Raw genomic sequence first — 20,173 nt, 5'->3', positions numbered from 1 at the left:
CTCATTAACCATGATCTTAAGATGAGAGAGGTTGGCGCGGTGGACTGGAATCAATTCGCGATATTGTTCTTGAAGCCGAGTTCTAGCCCGGATGGCCGCGAAAAGGCTTTGTTCGAAGGCTCTCTCGCAGACTCGGTTGCGAGACTGACGAGCCAGATGTCTTCGAGCCACGTCATTTGGACAGCTTCATTTGTCTACTCGGGCGCAACCCTCCAAGCCTTGCTCGACCTTAGGGACGCTATCAATGGCGTCGATATTGGCAAGTCTGCGAACAGCCACCGATTCGAGAGTGCATCAGGTAAAGAAGATATTGCGTTTCGGATGAGGCCATCCGGTCAACAGCCCATGGATAGTGATTAGAAAGCCGGTCTTCGCCGGTGCTGCGACCTCTTGAACGGCCAAAGCTTTCGCTCCATCTGTCGCGCGCAAATCTGTGAATGCGAGCCAGAGAGACGATGACAATGGATACCGTTACCGCCGCTGAAACGCGGGCCTTCGAGGCAGATGTTTCCAAGCTTTTGCACATGATGGTCCACTCGGTCTATTCCGACCGCGACGTTTTCCTGCGCGAACTTATATCCAATGCTGCCGATGCTTGCGAAAAGCTGCGGTATGAGGCGATCTCCAGCCCGGCGCTGCTGGGCGATGAACCTCAATCGCGCATCAGTCTCAAGCTGGACAAGGAAGCCGGCACGCTCGTGATCGAGGATAACGGCATCGGCATGACCGCCGCAGATATGGGTGAAACACTGGGCACCATTGCACGGTCAGGCACCAAGGCATTTATGGACAGGCTTGCCGCAGACAAGAGTGGCGAAGGGCAGCATCTTATCGGCCAGTTCGGCGTCGGCTTCTATTCTGCATTCATGGTGGCGGCTAAGGTCGAGGTTGTTTCCCGTCGTGCCGGAGAGACGGATGCAGCCATCTGGTCCTCCGACGGGCTGGGTACTTACACGATTGCACCGGCCGATCCTGCAGCGGCGCCCGCGCGCGGTACGCGCGTCACATTGCACCTGCTGGACGATGCCAAGACCTATGCCGAGCGCTACACCGTCGAGCGGATTGTCAAAGCGCAGTCGGGTCATGTCCCGGTTCCTATCTTCCTTCAGGAAGCGGGCAGCGAGGATGAACCAAAGCAGGTCGCCGACGGCGTGGCGCTTTGGACCAAGGCAAAGACCGACATCAGCGAGGAAGATTATACCGATTTCTATCGAAGTGTTGCAGGGCAGTTCGACGAGCCGGCGCTGACGCTCCATTATCGCGCAGAAGGGCGTCACGAATTTTCGGTTCTGACCTTCATCCCCCAATCAAAGCCCTTTGATCTATTCGACCCTGATCGCAAGGGCCGCATCAAGCTCTATGTGCGCCGTGTATTCATCACCGACGAGGCGGATATTCTCCCGCGCTATCTTCGTTTCGTACGCGGTCTGGTGGATTCAGCCGACCTGCCTCTCAACATGTCGCGCGAGATGATTCAGGACAGCCCGATACTGTCCGCCATTCAAAAGGGCGTAAGCAACCGCATCCTCACCGAGTTGGACAAGCTTTCAGGCAGTGAACCGGAGCGCTACACCGCGATCTGGGAAAATTTCGGATCGGTTTTGAAGGAAGGCCTTTACGAAGATTTCGAGCGTCGCGAAGCGTTGCTGGGCCTGGCTCGGTTCAAGAGCACGGCGTCCAACGGCGCATGGCGCTCGCTCAAGGACTATGTCAGCGATCTGAAAGAAAATCAGACAGCGATCTATTATGCGACCGGACATGATCTGGATCGGCTCGCGCACTCCCCGCAGATCGAAGGCTTCAAGGCGCGCGGCATCGAGGTTCTCCTCCTCCCCGATCAAGTAGATAATTTCTGGACGACGATGGGCGTCGATTATGAGGGCAAGCCCTTCAAGTCTGTCACGCAGGGTGCTGCTGACCTCAGCCTCATCCCCCTGGCCGACGGGAGCAGCAAGGCTGCCGCGCCGAGCGAGGAAGCCAGTAGCTTTATTGCCTTTGCAAAGGAGGCTCTGGCAGATCAGGTGTCAGATGTTCGCATCTCGGACCGATTGACCAGCAGCGCGGTGTGCATCGTTGCCGCGGACAATGCCATGGATCTTCAGCTGGAAAAAATGTTGGCCTCTGCCGGCCGTGCGCCGGAAAGAGCCAAGCCCGTTATGGAGGTAAATGCCAGCCATGCACTCATCGCCAAGCTGGGGCAGGCCAGCGGCGATGAGGAAGGACGAAGGGATTTGGCGTTCCTTTTGCTTGATGAGGCTCGAATTGCTGAAGGCGAAGCACCGGCTGATCCGCGCGCTTTTGCCGAACGGCTGGAGCGTTTGATGGCGAAAGCCTTGGGATGATATTGATGGGGAGCCCACCGGCTCCCCTCCTTCAAGCCAGGGCAGCCGAGCATTCTCGACCGCTTGCTCGCCGATGCGGAGATGCCCCTGGCCAGACTATGGAATTCCATACCCGCGAGATGATCCGTGAGGGGGTGGCGCAGGGCATCGGCATGAGCCTGATGTTCGAGAAGGAATGCCCACCCGACAGCCGGATTCGCGTCTTGCCGCGCGATACGAGTTCTCCGCTGATCGAGGTGAAGGGGTATCTCGCCCTCAGGACGGAGCGCAAGCGCATGCCGCTGATCCGTCAGTCACTGCGATCGCGCGAGAGATGGCAGGCGCGAGATAACGCCCCCTTGCGGTCGTTGAGCACTCGATTTTTCGCTCCCAAGTGCGACGACTACTACGCAGCGAGCCACCGACTAGCTGCCGCCCGTGAGGTCGCTGGCCTTCGCTGGCAGCCGTCTCTGCAAGGGGCAATCGATGCGCCATAGGTTAATCATATCGAATTTCGATAAATTCGGTTGACGCCGTGGCACGATAACCTTATTGATTATCGATAAGGGGATTAACATGAAACAGCAGGACATCTTGGTTCGCGGCGCCGCCATCACAGTGCATGCTGCGCTGCTTACGAACAGGCTTTTTCTTGTGGCCGTGCCCACTGGCTTCGTTGCCACATGGGTTGCACCTGGCTTTTTCGGTCGCATTCTTCTCCAGGCGGATCCGGTGACCGATGCCACGGCAGCACTCACTGGCGTCCGGCTGCTCCTGCTGGTCGGCATTGTCATGGCGGTCGCGACAGACAGGCTGCTGTCGGCCCTCGGCGCCGTTGTCGACTCCGCCGCCCATCGCGATCCATTCGTCCCCGCCAATTCGGGGCGCCTGATGACCATCGGCTGGAGTCTGCTGACGCTGCAGATGCTCGATATTCTGTGTGCGGGTCTGGCCCATTACTGGACCAGCCTCGGCACTGCGGCACCGCGCGGCGACATCTCGATTGGCGGCTGGGTCGCGACACTCATGGTGTTCGTCCTTGCCCAAGCTTTCGCCGCAGGTGCGGTGATGCGCGAAGACCTGGAGGGAACCATCTGAAGATGGCGATCCGCGTCCACCTCGACGACGTGCTGGTGCGCAGCGGCATGTCGCTTACCGAATTATCGCAGGCCGTCGACCTGACACTGGCGAACCTGTCGATCCTAAAGACCGGCAAGGCCAAGGCCATCCGTTTCTCGACGCTGGAAGCCATCTGCACGGCGCTTGCGTGCCAGCCAGGCGACATTCTCTCTTTTGAACCGGAAGACGACGCCTCTGCTTGAGCGCATCCGCGCCAAGACCTCTTCCACCATCGGAGCCCTATCATGAACGGTATCGCCCTCTGGCGCGTCAACCTGTTGCGCGCCGGCTATCTGCTGATCGTCCTCGGCCTTGGACTGGTCGTCTGGCCCTCCATCCTCAACCCCGCCAAGAGTTGGGAGCCCGCGCACGGCGTGATCGCTGCCATGCTTGCCGCCCTCTCGCTGCTGTCGCTGCTGGGCGTGCGCAGCCCGCTTCGCATGTTGCCGATCCTGTTGTGGGAAATCGGCTGGAAGATATTCTGGCTGGCCAGGGTCGCACTGCCGCTCTGGCTCGGCGGCCGCCTCGACGGGGAAGCGCTGGGAACCGCGATCGAATGCGCCGTTGTGCTAGTCGTGATCGCGGTGGTCCCCTGGGACCATGTCCTCCGCACCTACATCGCCGGCACCGGCGAGCCGTGGCGGAAGCCTGAAGGCCACGCTGCCGTACGCTTGGTCCGCGAGTAATGAGCGGCGGCGCGCTGGTCGTCTCCCGGCGCATCCTCTTATGTGATGCAGCCTGGCCCGTTTGGGGCGACAGAAGGAGCAGGCGTCGCTATGGATGTGGCGGGCCAAGCCATGCACCTGATGAACGTCAGCTTGTGTCGAAAGTGGTCGATCACTGGAACACTCGGGAAGGGCCGCAAAATCCCACGACGTTGCGTTCACCTTCGGTGGCAGACGACCCTTAGTTGTCGTTCAATCGCCGATTTATCGCTCCCCGCTAACGACTGTCCGCTTACAAATCTCCGCAATGGCCCGCGGCCTATCGCCGGGCGAACAGATCCATGTTCGCATCGCCCCATGCCTTGAGTGCCTCGATTATCGGCAGAAGGGTGCCTCCACGCTCGGAAAGACGATATTCCACCCGAGGCGGCACCTGCACGAATATCTCCCGCTCGATTAGTCCGTCCGCTTCCAGTTCGCGCAGCTGGGTGGTCAGCATGCGCTGCGTCACGCTCCCACTGCGTCGACGCAGTTCGTTGAAACGAACCGGCCCGTCCTGGAGATGATAGAGGATCACGGCTTTCCACTTGCCATCGATCAGGCTGATGGCGTCCTCCACCGCGCAGCCAGGCGCGCAGTCGAGGCGAGAATGGCGGGGCTTGACCAATTTACGGTATCCTTTTTGATACTATAGGCAGATTTTGTGCGTATCGCATGAAACGGCACTGCCACCACATAGGGACGGCAACTGCAAAAGGAAGCATTCTCATGCGTGCCATCGCCTATCATGATCCAGGTTCCATCGATCGGTCCGACGCCCTTCTGGATGTCGACCTTACTCTTCCCGCTGCCACTGGTCGCGATCTGCTGGTTGCGGTGCAGGCGGTATCGGTCAATCCCGTCGATACCAAGGTCCGCGCCGGCGCTCCGCCATTTGATGGCCGGGCGGAGCGCATATTGGGGTGGGACGCGGCAGGCATCGTCGAAGCCGTCGGGCCCGATGTCACGCGGTTCAAGGCCGGCGATCGCGTCTTCTATGCCGGCAATATCGCCCGCGACGGCAGCAATGCCCAATATCAGCTTGTCGATGAGCGCATCGTCGGCCACGCGCCTTCCACGCTCTCGGCAGCACAGGCGGCCGCATTGCCGTTGACGGCCATCACTGCCTGGGAAACATTGTTCGAGCGGCTGCGGGTGCAGGACAAGGCCGGGACAGAGCCTGCCGCCATCCTGATCATCGGCGGCGCGGGCGGCGTCGGGTCGGTGGCGATCCAGATCGCGCGGGCGCGCACGGATCTCACGATCATCGCCACGGCATCACGTCCCGAAACGCAGGACTGGGTCCGCAGCCTTGGCGCGCATCATGTCATCGACCATAGCCAGCCCATGGCCGCGCAGATCGCGGCTCTCGGGCTTGATGCACCGGCCTTCGTCTTCTCGACCACCCATACCGACCGGCATCTGGCCGACATTGCCGATCTGATCGCGCCGCAGGGGCGCTTCGCGCTCATCGACGATCCTGCAAGCCTCGACATTATCGCTTTCAAGCGGAAGGCTGTGTCGGTGCATTGGGAGTTGATGTTCACCCGGTCGCTCTTCGACACACCCGATGTCGCAGAACAGGGGCAACTGCTCGAGGCGGTTTCTGCGCTGGTGGATCAGGGTGCGATCCGCACGACGCTGACGCAGACAATGTCACCGATCAATGCGGCCAATCTGATCGCGGCGCATCGTCAGATCGAAAGCGCAACCACGCGGGGCAAGATCGTGCTGGAGGGGTGGGATCATGACTGATGCGGCTGGCGATGCCACCGTCCACCTCGTCGCGCGCCTGGTGCCCCGGGCCGGCAAGGCGGATGACCTCCTGCAAGCCGTGCTGGCGATATTGCCGCAGGTCCGATCAGAACCCGGCTGCATCGCCTATCTTGCCCATGCGAGCCGGGATGAGCCGGGCGTGATCGTCATGATCGAGACATGGGCGGATCAGGCCGCGCTGGACAGCCATGCCACCGCTCCGGCCTTTAGCGGACTTGCCGCTCGGTTTGCAGACCTGCTCGGCGCGCCGCCATCGCTGGAACGGTTGCAGCACATCGGTTGAACGGAAGCCTCAGGCCGTGCGCATCAGCCGACGCAGCGCCTGGGGCGGCTGTCCATAATTGCGCATGAACACCTCGCGCATGCGACGCAGATCGATGAACCCGGCCTCACGCGCCACCGCTTCCAGGCTGTGGCGCGTGTCCTCCAGCAGAAGCCGGGCGGCCTCGAGCCGCAGCTGTTCAACCGCCTTGGCCGGTGACTGACCGGTCTCTGCGCGGAAGGCGCGGCTGAACTGGCGAGGGGAAAGGGCCGCGACATCCGCCAGCTCCTCGACCGTCAGCGGATTTTGCAGATGGCTGCGGGCATGAACGAGCGCCTTCTGGATGCGATCGCTGCTGGGAGCGAGGTCCAGCATCTCGCTATGTTGCGACTGTCCGCCTGCGCGGCGGTGATGCATCACCAGGCGACGCGCCACCGATCGCGCCACATCAGCCCCCAGATCCTTCTCCACCATGGCGACCACGACATCCAGGCCCGCCGTCAGTCCGGCTGATGTCCAGACCGCCCCTTCATTGATGAAAATGCGATCCTCCTCGACCCGGACATCGGGAAAGCCGTCACGCATCATCCGCGCATAGGCCCAGTGCGTCGTGGCCCGCCGCCCATCGAGCAGGCCCATCTGCGCGAGCAGAAAGGCACCGGTGCAAAGCCCCGCAATACGCCGGGCGGGCAGGGCGGCAGCCTGGAGCGCAGCCAGGGTCTCCGCGTCCTGGGGCGGCGGCGGCATCAGCCCCGCCATCAGCAGCAGCGTGTCGACCGGCCCGGCCTCGCCAAGCGGGACAGTGGGGATTTCAAACCCGCTGGACGATGCGACCGGTCCGCCACCGACCGAATAGATGCCGAGCGTATAGAAAGCGTCTTCCACCACGACATTGGCCAGTTCGAACGCGGCCTGCGCGCCTAGTGCCAGAAACTGGAAGCCCGGCGTCAGAACCATCGCGACATGCGGCATCTCTTCATCTCCCTATGTCCTGAATTATGTCGTTATACGTCATTTAAGACAAGGTCCATCCTATCCATAAAGGGGGTGTCGAAAGCCACCGACTGCTTCTTGCAAAAGGAACCATCCCATGTCCCATGGCACTGCCCTCATCACCGGCGCATCCAGCGGGATCGGCGCCATCTATGCCGATCGCCTGGCTCGCCGCGGTCATGACCTGATCCTGGTCGCCCGCAATCAGAGCAAGCTGCAATCGCTTGCCGCCAGGCTCTCGGACGAAACCGGCCGCGCGGTCGAGATTATCGCGGCCGACCTTGGCGACAGCGCCGACCTTGCCCGGGTCGAGACGGTGTTGCGCAGCGACGCGAGCATCACCATGCTGGTCAACAATGCGGGCGTAGGCACGCACAGCAGCCTGCTCGAAAGCGATGTGGATCGCATGGAGGCGATGGTCCGCCTCAATGTCACTGCCCCCATGCGGCTATCCTATGCCATCGCGCCCGCCTTCGTGGCGCGCGAAGGGGGCGCGATCATCAACATCGCCTCGATCGTGGCCATTACGCCTGAAACACTGAATGGCGTCTATGGTGGCTCGAAGGCGTTCGTTCAGGCCTTCAGCCAGTCGCTCCACAAGGAACTGGCCGACAAGGGCATCCGTATCCAGTCGGTCCTGCCCGGCGCGACTGCCACCGACTTCTGGGCAATTGGCGGCCTTCCGGTCGAAAATCTGCCCACGGAAATCGTCATGCGGGCCGAGGACATGGTCGATGCTGCGCTGGTCGGGTTCGACCGCGGCGAGACCAGCACGATCCCTGCGCTCGCGGACATCGCTCTGTGGGATGCGTTCGAAGCCGCCCGTGCTGCCCTTGCCCCCCAACTGTCCGCTAGCGCGCCGGCCGCCCGTTTCGGCCTTGCCGAGCGCGCAGCGGCCTGAATTCGCCCATCTGAACTCTTTCCCAAAGGAACAAGATCATGTCGACCATCGCTCTTCTTTCCGACGCCGATGCCACGCCCCACTCCGCCGCCATCTTCCGCGAGGCGAAGGCCCGCATGGGCAAGGTGCCAAATCTCCTGCGCGTCATGGCGCAGGCCCCTGCCGTGCTGGATGTTTACTGGGATGGGCGCGGCGCGCTCGGCCAGGGCGTGCTTCCCGCAAAGGTTCAGGAACAGATCGCCATTGCCGTCGCGGCGGCCAACGGGTGCGACTATTGTCTGGCGGCACACACCGGGGCCGGCCGTGCCGCCGGCCTGTCTGCGGCCGACCTTGCCGATGCACAGCATGGCGAGGCCAGTGATGGCCATGCGGCGGCGATCCTGGCGCTCGCGCTGGACGTGAACGCTGCTCATGGTCGCGCTGGCCCGGATATTCTGGATCAGGCCCGTGCTGCGGGCCTGAACGACGCCGAGATACTGGAGACGATCGGCCATGTCGCGATCAGCATTCTCACCAACAGCATCAACAATATCGTCGGCACCAGCCTCGATTTCCCGCGCGTCGCACGCGTCGGAACGGTCGGCGCCTGATCCTGAAACCCCGATCCCGAACATCAGAAACAAGGACGAGATCCATGAAACTCACCGGCAACACCATCTTCATCACGGGCGGTACCAGCGGCATCGGTCGGGCCCTCGCCGAGGCGCTGCACAAGCGCGGCAACCAGGTCATCATTTCCGGGCGGCGCCGTGCCCTGCTGGATACCGTCACGGCTGCCAATCCGGGCATGGCTGCGATCGAACTGGACATCACCGATCCCATCAGCATCGGCCGTGCAGCCCAATCGATCATGCGCGATTTTCCGGCAACCAATGTGCTGCTCAACAATGCCGGGATCATGCCGTTCGATGATGCGGCTGCGCAAATCGACGATGATATGGCGCAGGGCCTGCTCACCACCAATCTGCTGGGGCCGATCCGTATGACGTCGGCGCTGATCGAGCATCTCAAGGCTCAGCCCGAGGCGACCATCCTCTATACCAGCAGCGTGCTTGCCTTTGTCCCGCTCGCGACCAACGCCATCTATTCGGCTACCAAGGCCGCGCTGCATTCCTACGCTCTGTCACAGCGGTTCCAGCTTCGGGACACCGGCGTGCGGGTCCAGGAGATTGCCCCTCCATGGGTCGATACCGATCTTATCTACAAGAGCGGTGATCCGCGCGCGATGCCGTTGGACGACTTCATCGAACAGACGCTGGTGGCGCTTGGCAGCGATGATTTCGAAATTCTCGTCGATGCGGTCAAGCCGCTGCGTGACAATCCGGGCGCGCAGGAACATGCGCTCGTCCATGCCTTCAATCAGAGCGTTGCGGATAATCCGATCCCGGTCGCGGCATGAAAAGCAGAAGGCGGGGCCGTAAAAGGCTCCGCTTCTCGCTCCGACCCATTCTGGCCGCTCAGTCACCGCTTCACATTCACGAAATGCGGACTGTCCGCAATCCGGCAGCGGGAATCCCATGCACCGTATGTTCGATACCTGTCTGGAGGAATTAGACGGGGTCACGTCACTTGGTGCGTCCAGATTGTCGACAAAACTTGGGCGGGACGCATATGGTCAATTGACGCTGCGCCACTGTGCGGGCGTCACGCCCTCCCAGCTCCGGAACGCACGATAGAAGGAGCTGGTGTCCTGATAGCCGAGCAAGAAGGCGATTTCGTCGATCCCGTTGGCACCGCTCGCCAGCATCTGTTGGCCGATTTCATGCCGTGCTTCGTCAAGCAGGCGACGAAACGTCGTACCGCCGTTTGCTATGCGGCGCTGGAGCGTGCGCTCGCTTGTGCCGAGTTCACGGGCAATTTCCTCAACGTCCGGCTTGCCACTGGCCAAACGACGCTTGATCACGACCTTGACCTGATCCGCAATAGAGCTTTGCGCCTTCATCTCAGTTAGCGAGTTTGCGAGAGCGGGGGCCAGGACGGCGAGCATTTCTGGATTATATGCAGCGAATGGGCGATCCAGATCGGCAGATGAAAGCACGATGAGATTTCGCGATCCTCCGCACAGCACGGGCGCGCCGATATAGTCGATCAGGGTTCCATGAACTGGTCCCTTACGCGTCAGTTCGACGCGGTGTGGCATGATCTGCGCCCCGGTTCCGCGTCGTCCCAGTTCGAGAATGGCAGCCAGCGTCACGTCGACTATAGCGTCAGGCTCGTCATCAACAGCGATCGCCCAGTCGAAACTGACCACGCATTCCGCTTCTTCCTCGACAACCTCCAGTTCCTCGGGCGTACAAAGCCGCTTGTAGCGCGCGAGGCGGGCCAGCGCGTCCCGATAGTCGCGCGCGAAGAAGGCCGACATGGTGGCAGGCGGATGCCCGGCAACATCGGTGGCGAGCGACATGGCGATGCCGATCGCCGGATCGCCTGAAAGCGTTTCCACCGCACGCCACAGTGCGCAGTACTGCTCCACCGTCAGCCAGGCGTCTTCAGCAAGGTGGAGCGCTGCGGGCAGACGCGCCTGCCGCAGGATCGCCTCGGGCTGCATTCCGGCCCGGCTTGCCGCCCGCCAGAATGCGGGCGGAATCCTGCACCGGTCAGCGTGTCTCCTGCTCATCGTCGCGGCTCCCTACATCTGGCTCTTTATAAGACGATCGAACATGCGGTCGCCCAGCCATTTACGCACTCCGATCATCAGCTTGGCGTACTTGCCTGCAGCATAGCGCGTGCGCGGCCGCGGCAAGCTGACGGCCTTGCTGACGACATCGGCGATCACCTCCGGATCAGTGCCAAGGCCATGGCCGTAGGACGTCTCCAAGGAACGTGCCACGCGGCGGGCTACCTCGGCGTATGCGCCTTTTCCGGAGCGCTCCAGCAATCCCTGCGAGGCGGCATCTCCGAAGCCGGTCTCGATGAGGCCCGGTTCGATCACGACAACGCGGGTGCCAAAAGTCTCGAGCTCGAGGCGAAGGCTATCCGACCATCCCTCCAGCGCATGCTTGGTGGCGTGATACCATGCACCGAGCACCGTGTAGATCTTGCCGCCCATCGAGGTGACGTTGACGATGGTGCCAGCACCTCGGGCACGCATCGCGGGCAACAGCAACTGGGTGAGCCTGGCTGCACCGAACAGATTCACTTCGAACTGGTAGCGAGCTTCCTCCATCGTGATCTCTTCGACGGGGCCATAGAGACCGAAACCCGCGTTGTTGACGAGCACATCAACGCCGCCAGTCTGTTCGGAAATGGCAGCAACGGCCGCGACAATGTCGTCTTCCCTCGAAATGTCCATGCCCAGCACCACCGCGCCGAGCCGGGCCAGGTCCTGCATCCTGTCTGCATTCCTGGCCGCGACAAAGACATGGTAGCCGTCGGCGATCAGGCGCTTGGCGATGGACTTGCCCATGCCGGAAGAAGCTCCGGTTACCAAGGCTGTCTTGCGGTTGGGAACGGACACGAAATCACCTCATCGTTGGATGCACCATCGGGTGCGATGAGGCATAACTAAATGTCGCAAGGCGCCAAGGCAGTCGCCAATGGCGCCAAGGTTGCTGCGGATCGCGCCAATCTCGGGGGCAAATAGAAGGGAACCGAAGGACAGCACCCACCCATCAACATAAGGTTTGTTACGCTCGATATCGTGGCGCCGCCAAGCAGAACAAAGGCTTCCTGCATCATCAAACCGATCCACCGTCGGCTGGCTTCGGCGCCTGGCAGAAGTCCCAGTGCGGGCATCTTGACGCCCTTCTGGCTCGACCCTTTGCGGCCGTTCACGGAGCAATTTTTGATCCCCAGGAGCAGACGGTCAGGTTTTCCGTTTCAGCCGCGCGCTCCTAACCAATCTCGCAAAGCCAGCAACCACTTGCAGTTGGTCCCAGCCTGCCTTCAAGCAAGACCATTAAACAATCGGGAATTGTCGATGCTTTGTTGACGAGGTGATTTGCATCGGATAATCCCGATGGATGGACACTGATGATGCACTCTCGATTCTTTCAGCTCTCAGCCATCCGACGCGGCTCGATGCGTTTCGGCTGTTGATCCGACATGAGCCTGATGGCCTGTCGACCGGCGAATTGGTAGATGCATCGGGACTGACGCAGAGCACGTTTTCGACGCATCTGGCCGTGATGGTGAAGGCCGGCCTGGTGTTTTCCGAGAAGCGTGGCCGCCAACAAATCCAGCGCGCCAACCTCGACGCGCTGCGCGAACTGATGATCTATCTGGCCAAGGATTGCTGTCAGGGGCGCGCCGAACTGTGCGAGCCGCTTCTGGCCGAACTGACCTGCTGCTGAAGAGGCGATAATGACCGATATCGTGATCTACCATAACCCGCTTTGCGGGACCTCCCGTAATGCCCTGGCCATGATCCGCAATGCGGGCATAGAGCCCCATATTGTCGAATATCTGACGACGCCGCCAAGCCGTGCGCAGCTGGTTGAACTCATCAAGCGGGCCGGCATTACTCCGCGCGCTCTGCTGCGCGAGAAGGGAACGCCTTATGCCGAACTGGGCCTCGGCGACGAGACCTTGAAGGACGAGGCATTGGTCGACGCGATGATGGAGCATCCGATCCTCATCAATCGGCCGCTGGTCGTGTCGCCGCTGGGCGTGAAGCTCTGCCGCCCGTCCGAAGAAGTGTTGGATTTGCTGCCGACCGAGCAGCGCAGCACGTTCGTCAAGGAAGACGGCGAAGTCGTGGAAGCGACCCGGCGATGACCCTTTCGGTTCGCAGCGCAACGATTGGCGATGCTGAGGCCATTGCCGCCATCTATGCGCATCATGTCCTGAATGGCACGGCGACTTACGAGGTGGTGCCACCGACCGAGGCCGAGACCGTAGAGAAGGTACGAATGGTGACCGAACGGGGCTGGCCGTTCCTTGTTGCCTGTGACGGATCAGCGGTGGTGGGCTACGCTTACGCCACGCAGTTCCGCGATCGACCAGCCTATGCCTATGCCTCCGAGAACAGCATCTACGTGGCGCACGACCGGCGCGGCGGCGGCATCGGCAAGCTGTTGCTCAAGGCCTTGCTGCAGTCAGCTGAAGCCTATGGCTTTCGGCAGATGGTCGCCGTTATCGGCGGCGGCGAACCTGGCTCGGTAGCGCTCCACGAATCCTGCGGTTTCGAGCATGTCGGCCGCCTGACCGGCATGGGCTGGAAAGCCGGGCGTTGGCTCGACACGGTTTACATGCAGGTCGCCTTGGGTGGCGGCACCACGACCGCGCCTATCGCTCCCGGGAAGGACTGACGACCATGTCGCTGTTCGAGCGCTATCTCTCGCTTTGGGTGGCCTTGTCCATCGTAGTCGGGATCGGTCTCGGCCACTTGCTACCTGCCGCCTTCGAGGCGATCGCAGCACTGGAGATCGCCAACGTCAACCTCGTGGTGGCGGGCCTGATCTGGCTGATGATCATCCCTATGCTGCTGCGGGTCGATTTCGGCGCGCTCCATAGCCTTCGCCAGCACTGGCGCGGCATCGGCGTCACCCTCGTGGTGAACTGGGCGATCAAGCCATTCTCGATGGCGCTGCTCGGCACGTTCTTTCTTGGCTATCTGTTCGCGCCGATGCTGCCTGAAGGCGCATCGTCGTCCTACATTGCCGGGCTGATCCTGCTGGCTGCGGCGCCTTGCACCGCGATGGTCTTCGTCTGGTCCAATCTCGTCGGCGGTGAACCGAACTACACCTTGAGCCAGGTCGCACTGAACGACCTGATCATGGTCTTTGCCTTCGCGCCGCTGGTGGGTCTGCTGCTGGGTGTGGCATCGATCACCGTGCCGTGGAACACGCTGGCGCTATCGGTGGGCCTCTACATCGTCGTCCCGGTGGTCGTCTCGCAACTGCTTCGCCGCGCGCTCCTTCGTGGGGGTGAGCAGCGGCTCCAGCATTTCCTGTCCGCCATCGGCCCGATCAGCCTTGCCAGCCTGCTGCTTACACTGGCGCTGCTGTTCGGCTTTCAGGGCGAGCAGATCATCCGGCAGCCCTTGGCGATCGCGCTGATTGCCGTGCCGATCCTGTTTCAGGTCTATCTCAATGCCGGCATCGCCTATTGGCTCAGCCGCCGTTTCGGCGTGGCATGGTGCGTCGCCGGCCCTTCGGCGCTGATCGGTGCCTCCAACTTCTTCGAGCTGGCTGTGGCCGCCGCCATCAGCCTCTTTGGCCTCAGTTCCGGTGCCGCGCTGGCAACGGTCGTGGGCGTGCTGGTCGAAGTGCCGGTGATGCTGTCGATCGTCACCTTGGTGAAGCGGACCCGCCCCTGGTACGAAAAAGGTATTTCCGCATGAGACTGCGCGAACTCACCGCCCCCGATCATCTTCCTGCTTTGGACAAGGCTTTCGCGCTGGCGCGTCCCGCCATCGGCCTTGGCCCTGATCAACCGCCTCCGCGCATTTTGCTGCTCTATGGCTCGCTGCGGGAACGCTCATTCTCGCGGCTCGCTGTGGAAGAGGCCGCCCGCCTGCTGCAATTCTTCGGAGCCGAGACGCGGATTTTCGATCCCAGCGATCTACCGCTGCCCGATCAGATAGTCGGAGACGATCACCCTGCTGTGCATGAACTGCGCGAGCACGCGTTGTGGTCGGAAGGCATGGTCTGGTGCAGTCCTGAGCGGCACGGCCAGATCAGCGGCATCATGAAGACGCAGATCGACCATCTGCCGCTTCAGATGCGTGGGATGCGACCGACGCAGGGGCGAACGCTTGCGGTCATGCAGGTGTCCGGCGGCTCTCAATCTTTCAACGCCGTCAATTCGCTGCGCCTGCTGGGCAGATGGATGCGGATGTTCACGATCCCCAATCAGTCCTCAGTGGCGATGGCCTACAAGGAGTTCGACGAAAACGGCCGGATGCGGCCATCGAGCTATTACGAGCGCATCGTCGATGTGATGGAGGAACTGGTGCGCTTCACGGTGCTGATGCGGCCGCATGCGGCGCAGCTCGTTGACCGATACTCTGAACGGAAGGAGACTGGTGTACCTATCGCTGCCACTGCGGACCATTCTGCCATAGCGATAGCGGGCCAGTCCTGATTCTGCGGTCGACCCATCCAAGACGCTCAGCACCGATTTTGCCGTTCTCAGGTGCGGTCCTTCCGCTTTCTCGTTCTGGATGCCCATGCCTGGCCGACTGCTGACCGGAAGCTCCAGGGGGGCAACAGGAGCCACGCTGCCGGTCGCCTTTTGGGTCGCCGCTGGACTTGGCGGGATGATAGAAATTCCGCGCGTCGCTGGATGATCCTTTATGTTAACATTAGGATCATCGTCGAATGGGCGTTGTATGCCGAAATTTCACCTTGCAGCCGAGACCATGCTGTCAATCGCAGCCGGTAGCTCATCCAACTGATCCAGGCCAACGTAGCCTTGCACCGGCAGCGGGGCGGTCCCGACATTCAGCCCGAGGATTTCCGCGATCCCATAGATAGTGCGCAGGCTACCGTACTTTTCAAAGAGCGCCCACATGGGTGCGCAAAGCGCCTGCAGCCGCGCAGTTTCCTTAGCATCGCCCGCCATCGCAGCCTGCGTGAGGCAGATTGCCGGCTCCGGCAGCACGCCGGCAACGACGCTGTGCCAGGCATCGGCGCCCGCCAGGAATGCCGGTGCCGCGCACCAGTCACCGCTATAGCCTATCCTGAAGTCCTCCGGCATTCGGGCTCGAAGCTGCTCCATCTCGTCGGCGTAGGCTCTATCATCGCGGGGCGGCATCTTCACCGCCGCGATACCCGGTACATGTGCGAGATCGACGATCAGGTCGTGCGAGAATTTGAAATTCGTCGTGCCCGGGTTGTTGTAGATGCAGAGCGGCAAATCCGTCGCCGCAGCGACCGCCTTGAAATGGTGCTCGACTTCTCTGGCGGACAACTGCGCGTAGGACATTGGCGCAAGGAGAAGCCCGCTGGCACCGGCGCTTTGTGCGGCAACGGCAAGTTCGCGCGACCAGCTTGTTCGCAACGCGCCGATACCTGCTACCACGGGCACACGGCCGGCAGCCGCTTCCACTGCGGCTGATACAGCACGATTGCGCTGCTCCCGATCCAGGTAGGCATAAGTGCCCGTGCTACCCAGAACGCTCACTGAATCGACGCTTGCTTTAGCAAGGCGATCAACGAGAACACCGAGAGCGTCCGTATCGACAATGCCGTCTTCGTTTGCCGGCGTCGGCGGGAATGCGGAAACGCCCTTGAAAATAGTCATAACGGATAACCCAATCTACTATCGGCCGAATAGCAGGCGCACGCCGGCGCCAGCGAAAACTGTACTGAGCGCTCCATCGATCCAGCGTCGAGCTCTGGCATAGCCTTTGATCATCGGCAGCGTCGAAAACAGCACGGCATAGCCAAAGAAGATTAGCACCCCGAGAAGGACGCAGCCGCCAAAGGCCAGTACCAGGTGCTCAGTAGAAGCAGTTGCTCCGGCGCCGAGGGACATGAGGGCAACCCAGGCGAGGATCGCCTTCGGATTCCCGACGTGCATGAACACTCCGCGCCGATACATGGCGCCAAGATTTTCCTCTCCTGCGGAAATCACCAAGGGCGCCGCATCCGCTTGCATGGCTGACCGGGCGGACTTGAAGGAAAGCCACAGCAGGTAAAGACCGCCAGCGAACTTCAGGATCGCGAGTGCCTGTGCATAGCGAATTACCAGCGCTGCAAGCCCAGTCACGGCGATTAGACCCCACGCGAACGACATCGTCACCACGCCGGCTGCTATCGCCGCAGCAGGTCTGCGTCCATGCCGCATGGCGATTCCCATGATGCCCATGGTACTGGGGCCGGGGCTGCCTGCGGTCAGGATATAGGCGCCGTACACGAGGAACAGATCATTCCACATGTTACGCGGTCGCGAAGAACTTGGTGCCGACGACGCCGACAACAACGAGAAAAATAAAGACCATCTGCACCGGATTCAATCGTTCCCCGAACAGGATCACGCCCATGACGGCGACGCCGACTGCGCCAAGACCGGTCCATACCGCATAGGCCGTACCTGCCGGAAGTGTCCGCATGGCGAAGGCCAGCAGCCCCATGTTGACGAAGTTCAGGATGATGGGGAAAGATGCCGACGTCCAGCTTCCCTGCGTCGCGGCCCATTTCATGCTGAGCGCCCATGCGATTTCGGTGATCACCGCGCCCCCGAGTACGATCCACGCCATGGCCTATCGTCTTTCCGTAGCATTTGTGCCGGGGCGCCGATCTGTCCGGTCCCACGGGGCAGCATAGCGATGCCTCACCGCAACCTCGGATATTGCGACCAGCCATTGCCAGATCGATGCGATTGATGCCTGCCTGCCGCTGCCGATCATTGTGCTATCCGGATGCCGAGGCTGAAATGAACCAAGCATGGCGTGGTTCGTCGTCAAGCGGGTCATAAGGTAATCCTTCCGATCAGCGATGCCGCCAAGGTCAGCATGACGACGCCAACGATGGCATCGAGGACCTTCCAGGCGGCGGGTCGAGCAAAGAGCGGGGTCAGGACACGTGCTCCATAACCGAGCGCTGTGAACCAGCTGATGCTTGCCGTCGCCGCACCGGCAACGAAGACAGGACGCAGAGCCGGCGCATGCGCAGAGCCGGCTGCCCCCATCAGCAGAACGGTATCCAGATAGACGTGCGGATTGAGGAACGTGAACGCGGCGGTCGCTCCCAGTGCGCTGCCCAAAGTGAGCTTCCCTTGGGTCGACACAGCCATGGCTTCAGGCGCCATAATTCGCTGAAATGCCTTGAAGCCGTACCAGGCGAGAAACGCGGCTCCGCCAAGGGTAAGGGCTAAAGTCAGTTGGGGCATTGCGCCGAGTAGCGCACCCACGCCGCCGACGCCGGCGGCAATCAGGATCGCATCGGCGCAGCCGCAGAACAGGACAATCGGTCCGACGTGTTCGCGCTTGAGCCCCTGTCGCAGGACAAACAGGTTCTGTGCACCGATCGCCATGATCAGTGCTGCCGACATGGCGAATCCGGTGACGAAGGTGGGCAGGATGTTGGTCATGGACCAGCCTATGCCTGCTCTCCTCGATTCAAGAAAACTTGTTATTCTAAATCTAATGAAGTAAATCTAAATCATGCTCGACTATCCTGCACTCGCCGCCGTCGCCACTGTTGTCCGCGAAGGAAGCTTCGAGCGCGCGGCCGAACGACTGGGCGTGACACCCTCGGCGGTGTCCCAGCGAATTCGCGCTTTGGAAGAACGGCTCGGCAGCATCGTGATTGTCCGTGGGCAACCGTGTCTTGCGACAGAACTTGGGCGCAAGCTGTGTGCCCATGTGGACATGGTGCAGCTGCTGGAGGCCGACCTTGCGCCAGCGCTGTCGTTCGCAGGCGGTCGAGCAGAAAAGCCGATCACGCTGAAGCTCGCCGTGAATTCCGACAGTATGGCAACGTGGTTCCCCGAAGCCGCAGCGAAATTCTCTCATGCCACGGGCCATCTTCTTGAATTCATCATCGAAGACGAGGCGCATACTGCAGACCGCTTGCGCTCTGGCGAGGTCATCGCCGCCGTTTCTGACGACCCAGGGACGGTCCAGGGTTGCAAGACGATCGAGTTAGGAAACCTGCAATATCTCGCCTGCTGCAGCCCGGAATTCGCCGAGCGGCACTTCCCCGACGGTGTCACCGCAGAGGCCCTCCAGAATTCTCCCTGCCTGCGGTTCGAACGCAGGGACGGCCTCCAAGCCCGATGGGTCCGTGAAAACTTCAAGATCGAACTGGACGCGCCGATGCACTGGGTTCCTTCCAGTCTCGGATTCCTGAACTTCGGTTTGGAGGGCTTGGGTTGGGGCATGCATCCTGCCATGATTGCGGAAGCGAAGATCGCCGAGGGTCAACTCGTCGAACTTTTGCCCGGGCATCCGCTCGCGGTGAAGCTGTACTGGACCGTCACCAGATTGCATGCTTCCGCACTTCGCGCCTTTACCGAGGCGGTTCGCAGTGTTGCCAAGAAGACCCTGATCTAAGAGTTCGACTGGCGCACAAGCGGCCGCGCACCTTTCAGTCGGCACTGCGCTAAAGGTCAACTTCCAGCATCGACAATTCGATCGGCGAATGGCTGAAATGGGCGCGTAACAGCCGCTTCCGCACTCGACCCTTTCCGGCCATTCAGTTGTCGATTTGCATTTCCAAAAAGCAGACCGACAGCTTCCCCATTATCGCTTACGTCTCAACAATTATGATCGAATTCGTCCACAATAGCAGGTAATATTCAACGCTGTCAAAATATTCGACATTATTTCTTGGATCAATTACAATAAAATCATCAATTTTTTGAATTTTCACCACCGTTATCTGGATTGAGTTCTTCAGGTTCGCGGCTCTCCTCGAGCAGGCTAACGATTGCGTTGAAAAGGTAGTCGGTTCGTCGCGTGATCGTGCGTACGCAGGGGCTATAGCTGATCTCCCCGTTGGTTGCCGAATACATGATGATGCGCGGCGCCGTGATGTCAGCGTAGAGCGGCTGCGAATTATAGAATTCGAATTCCGCCCAATCCGCTGGGTCAAGCACCGCAGCCGCTCTTTCCTGTTCACGTTTTGCGATCGCCTCCACAAGTAGGAAGCCGCCAGGGATGCCCCTACCCTTTGCGATGAGCTGGTTCATCGAATCGACCGTCGTGATGCCGTGCTTCTCGGCGATTTGGTTGTTCGGGACAGCGCGATATTGGAGCGGGCAATTGATTAATTTGGTCTCTTCGCTTCGGTTCATGTCATCTGGTCTCCCACCATCAGTCACAATCGCATCGAAGCGGGAAGCATGATCTTTGAACGTGTTGATAAGTTTCATGGCTTCTTCGTTCGTGGTGACCGCGACCACGTTGACGCCGAGTTGGGTGAGCAAATCAATTACCGACGCATTGTTTTCGGGCTCGTCATCCACCCAGAGGATCCGAGAGCCTCGAATGATCGCTTCGTTCATCTGCGCGCGACGCACGGCGGCGTTGAGCAGCGGCATATTGAGAGCAAAGGGCGACCTGCCCTTTCCGTCTCCGTCGCTGTCCTTATTCAGTCTGTCACGAAGTTTCGCCGTTCGGCGGTCAATATTAGGTTTCGTGGACAAAGGTTGACAGCAGGATCGGGCGTTGATTCAAGGCTGCCTTTTGGAGGTGGCGTTGGGCGAG

25 protein-coding genes are annotated in these 20,173 nt (G+C 60.9%); 16 read left to right on the top strand and 9 right to left on the bottom strand.

The features are described 5' to 3' along the window. Positions 1-455 precede the first annotated feature (455 nt). The 5 genes from htpG to AC0KVN_RS25325 all read left to right on the top strand — a co-directional run bounded on the left by htpG (position 456) and on the right by AC0KVN_RS25325 (position 4,126). Positions 456-2,342, top strand: a complete 1,887-nt coding sequence (gene htpG, locus AC0KVN_RS25345) for a molecular chaperone HtpG (RefSeq protein ID WP_483656524.1) — start codon at positions 456-458, stop codon at positions 2,340-2,342. Between the two features lie 98 nt (positions 2,343-2,440). Then, positions 2,441-2,818 carry a hypothetical protein gene (locus tag AC0KVN_RS25340; RefSeq protein ID WP_483656523.1) on the top strand — a complete coding sequence of 126 codons (378 nt, stop codon included), beginning with the start codon at positions 2,441-2,443 and terminating at the stop codon, positions 2,816-2,818. A 79-nt stretch (positions 2,819-2,897) separates the two neighbouring features. Further along, on the top strand, positions 2,898-3,419 hold the full coding sequence (locus tag AC0KVN_RS25335) for a hypothetical protein (RefSeq protein ID WP_483656522.1): 522 nt from the start codon (positions 2,898-2,900) through the stop codon (positions 3,417-3,419). A gap of 2 nt (positions 3,420-3,421) precedes the next feature. After that, positions 3,422-3,643 carry a helix-turn-helix domain-containing protein gene (locus AC0KVN_RS25330; protein WP_483656521.1) on the top strand — a complete coding sequence of 74 codons (222 nt, stop codon included), beginning with the start codon at positions 3,422-3,424 and terminating at the stop codon, positions 3,641-3,643. A 42-nt stretch (positions 3,644-3,685) separates the two neighbouring features. Continuing rightward, positions 3,686-4,126, top strand: a complete 441-nt coding sequence (locus AC0KVN_RS25325) for a hypothetical protein (protein WP_483656520.1) — start codon at positions 3,686-3,688, stop codon at positions 4,124-4,126. Positions 4,127-4,424: 298 nt separating this feature from the next. Here AC0KVN_RS25325 and AC0KVN_RS25320 read toward each other — a convergent pair whose 3' ends face one another. After that, complete coding sequence (locus AC0KVN_RS25320) at positions 4,425-4,772, bottom strand: winged helix-turn-helix transcriptional regulator (RefSeq protein ID WP_483656519.1); 348 nt, start codon at positions 4,770-4,772, stop codon at positions 4,425-4,427. A 101-nt stretch (positions 4,773-4,873) separates the two neighbouring features. Here AC0KVN_RS25320 and AC0KVN_RS25315 point away from each other — a divergent pair, with 101 nt between their 5' ends. Both AC0KVN_RS25315 and AC0KVN_RS25310 read left to right on the top strand, forming a co-directional pair. Further along, positions 4,874-5,899, top strand: a complete 1,026-nt coding sequence (locus AC0KVN_RS25315; RefSeq protein WP_483656518.1) for a zinc-binding alcohol dehydrogenase family protein — start codon at positions 4,874-4,876, stop codon at positions 5,897-5,899. After that, the gene (locus AC0KVN_RS25310; RefSeq protein ID WP_483656517.1) at positions 5,892-6,203 is read left to right on the top strand and encodes a putative quinol monooxygenase; all 312 of its coding nucleotides are present in this window, start codon (positions 5,892-5,894) and stop codon (positions 6,201-6,203) included. The genes AC0KVN_RS25315 and AC0KVN_RS25310 overlap by 8 nt, the downstream gene beginning before the upstream one ends. A 9-nt stretch (positions 6,204-6,212) precedes the next feature. On the opposite strand, the gene AC0KVN_RS25305 is transcribed toward AC0KVN_RS25310, so the two are convergent. Next, positions 6,213-7,154: a GlxA family transcriptional regulator gene (locus AC0KVN_RS25305; protein WP_483656516.1), complete on the bottom strand. Its 942-nt coding sequence runs from the start codon at positions 7,152-7,154 to the stop codon at positions 6,213-6,215. Positions 7,155-7,272: 118 nt separating this feature from the next. Here AC0KVN_RS25305 and AC0KVN_RS25300 point away from each other — a divergent pair, with 118 nt between their 5' ends. Genes AC0KVN_RS25300 through AC0KVN_RS25290 form a run of 3 tightly spaced genes read left to right on the top strand, consistent with a single transcriptional unit; the run spans position 7,273 to position 9,475 of the window. Then, positions 7,273-8,076, top strand: coding sequence for an SDR family NAD(P)-dependent oxidoreductase (locus AC0KVN_RS25300; RefSeq protein ID WP_483656515.1), 804 nt, complete (start codon positions 7,273-7,275; stop codon positions 8,074-8,076). Between the two features lie 38 nt (positions 8,077-8,114). Further along, positions 8,115-8,666, top strand: a complete 552-nt coding sequence (locus tag AC0KVN_RS25295; protein ID WP_483656514.1) for a carboxymuconolactone decarboxylase family protein — start codon at positions 8,115-8,117, stop codon at positions 8,664-8,666. Positions 8,667-8,710: 44 nt separating this feature from the next. Next, positions 8,711-9,475 carry an SDR family oxidoreductase gene (locus AC0KVN_RS25290; RefSeq protein WP_483656513.1) on the top strand — a complete coding sequence of 255 codons (765 nt, stop codon included), beginning with the start codon at positions 8,711-8,713 and terminating at the stop codon, positions 9,473-9,475. Between the two features lie 216 nt (positions 9,476-9,691). On the opposite strand, the gene AC0KVN_RS25285 is transcribed toward AC0KVN_RS25290, so the two are convergent. After that, positions 9,692-10,693 (bottom strand): AraC family transcriptional regulator, encoded by a 1,002-nt coding sequence (locus tag AC0KVN_RS25285; RefSeq protein WP_483656512.1) that lies wholly within the window; start codon positions 10,691-10,693, stop codon positions 9,692-9,694. Between the two features lie 12 nt (positions 10,694-10,705). Then, positions 10,706-11,533, bottom strand: coding sequence for an oxidoreductase (locus AC0KVN_RS25280; protein WP_483656511.1), 828 nt, complete (start codon positions 11,531-11,533; stop codon positions 10,706-10,708). 505 nt (positions 11,534-12,038) lie between these two features. Between AC0KVN_RS25280 and AC0KVN_RS25275 the strand changes: the two genes are divergently transcribed. Genes AC0KVN_RS25275 through arsH form a run of 5 tightly spaced genes read left to right on the top strand, consistent with a single transcriptional unit; the run spans position 12,039 to position 15,102 of the window. Continuing rightward, positions 12,039-12,368 carry an ArsR/SmtB family transcription factor gene (locus tag AC0KVN_RS25275; protein ID WP_483656510.1) on the top strand — a complete coding sequence of 110 codons (330 nt, stop codon included), beginning with the start codon at positions 12,039-12,041 and terminating at the stop codon, positions 12,366-12,368. 10 nt (positions 12,369-12,378) lie between these two features. Beyond that, a complete protein-coding gene (gene arsC / locus AC0KVN_RS25270; RefSeq protein WP_483656509.1) occupies positions 12,379-12,792 on the top strand; it encodes an arsenate reductase (glutaredoxin) in 414 nt (137 codons plus the stop codon). Further along, complete coding sequence (locus AC0KVN_RS25265) at positions 12,789-13,325, top strand: N-acetyltransferase family protein (RefSeq protein ID WP_483656508.1); 537 nt, start codon at positions 12,789-12,791, stop codon at positions 13,323-13,325. Before arsC ends, AC0KVN_RS25265 begins: the two co-directional genes overlap by 4 nt. 5 nt (positions 13,326-13,330) lie before the next feature. Then, complete coding sequence (gene arsB, locus AC0KVN_RS25260) at positions 13,331-14,359, top strand: ACR3 family arsenite efflux transporter (protein WP_483656507.1); 1,029 nt, start codon at positions 13,331-13,333, stop codon at positions 14,357-14,359. Next, a complete protein-coding gene (gene arsH, locus AC0KVN_RS25255; RefSeq protein ID WP_483656506.1) occupies positions 14,356-15,102 on the top strand; it encodes an arsenical resistance protein ArsH in 747 nt (248 codons plus the stop codon). Before arsB ends, arsH begins: the two co-directional genes overlap by 4 nt. A 258-nt stretch (positions 15,103-15,360) precedes the next feature. On the opposite strand, the gene AC0KVN_RS25250 is transcribed toward arsH, so the two are convergent. The 4 genes from AC0KVN_RS25250 to AC0KVN_RS25235 all read right to left on the bottom strand — a co-directional run bounded on the left by AC0KVN_RS25250 (position 15,361) and on the right by AC0KVN_RS25235 (position 18,054). Then, positions 15,361-16,263, bottom strand: coding sequence for a dihydrodipicolinate synthase family protein (locus AC0KVN_RS25250; RefSeq protein ID WP_483656505.1), 903 nt, complete (start codon positions 16,261-16,263; stop codon positions 15,361-15,363). Between the two features lie 18 nt (positions 16,264-16,281). Beyond that, positions 16,282-16,899, bottom strand: coding sequence for a LysE family translocator (locus AC0KVN_RS25245; RefSeq protein ID WP_483656504.1), 618 nt, complete (start codon positions 16,897-16,899; stop codon positions 16,282-16,284). A 1-nt stretch (position 16,900) separates the two neighbouring features. Beyond that, positions 16,901-17,221, bottom strand: a complete 321-nt coding sequence (locus AC0KVN_RS25240) for a DMT family transporter (RefSeq protein WP_483656503.1) — start codon at positions 17,219-17,221, stop codon at positions 16,901-16,903. 212 nt (positions 17,222-17,433) lie between these two features. Further along, positions 17,434-18,054: a LysE/ArgO family amino acid transporter gene (locus AC0KVN_RS25235; protein WP_483656502.1), complete on the bottom strand. Its 621-nt coding sequence runs from the start codon at positions 18,052-18,054 to the stop codon at positions 17,434-17,436. A 73-nt stretch (positions 18,055-18,127) separates the two neighbouring features. Between AC0KVN_RS25235 and AC0KVN_RS25230 the strand changes: the two genes are divergently transcribed. Continuing rightward, entirely contained in the window at positions 18,128-19,018 is an 891-nt protein-coding gene (locus AC0KVN_RS25230) for a LysR family transcriptional regulator ArgP (RefSeq protein ID WP_483656501.1), read from the top strand. 299 nt (positions 19,019-19,317) lie between these two features. On the opposite strand, the gene AC0KVN_RS25225 is transcribed toward AC0KVN_RS25230, so the two are convergent. Further along, complete coding sequence (locus AC0KVN_RS25225) at positions 19,318-20,007, bottom strand: hypothetical protein (protein ID WP_483656500.1); 690 nt, start codon at positions 20,005-20,007, stop codon at positions 19,318-19,320. Between the last annotated feature and the right edge of the window lie 166 nt (positions 20,008-20,173).

It is taken from the genome of Sphingobium sp. SG1 (assembly GCF_057063145.1).
This window is presented reverse-complemented; position numbering and strand designations above follow the sequence as displayed.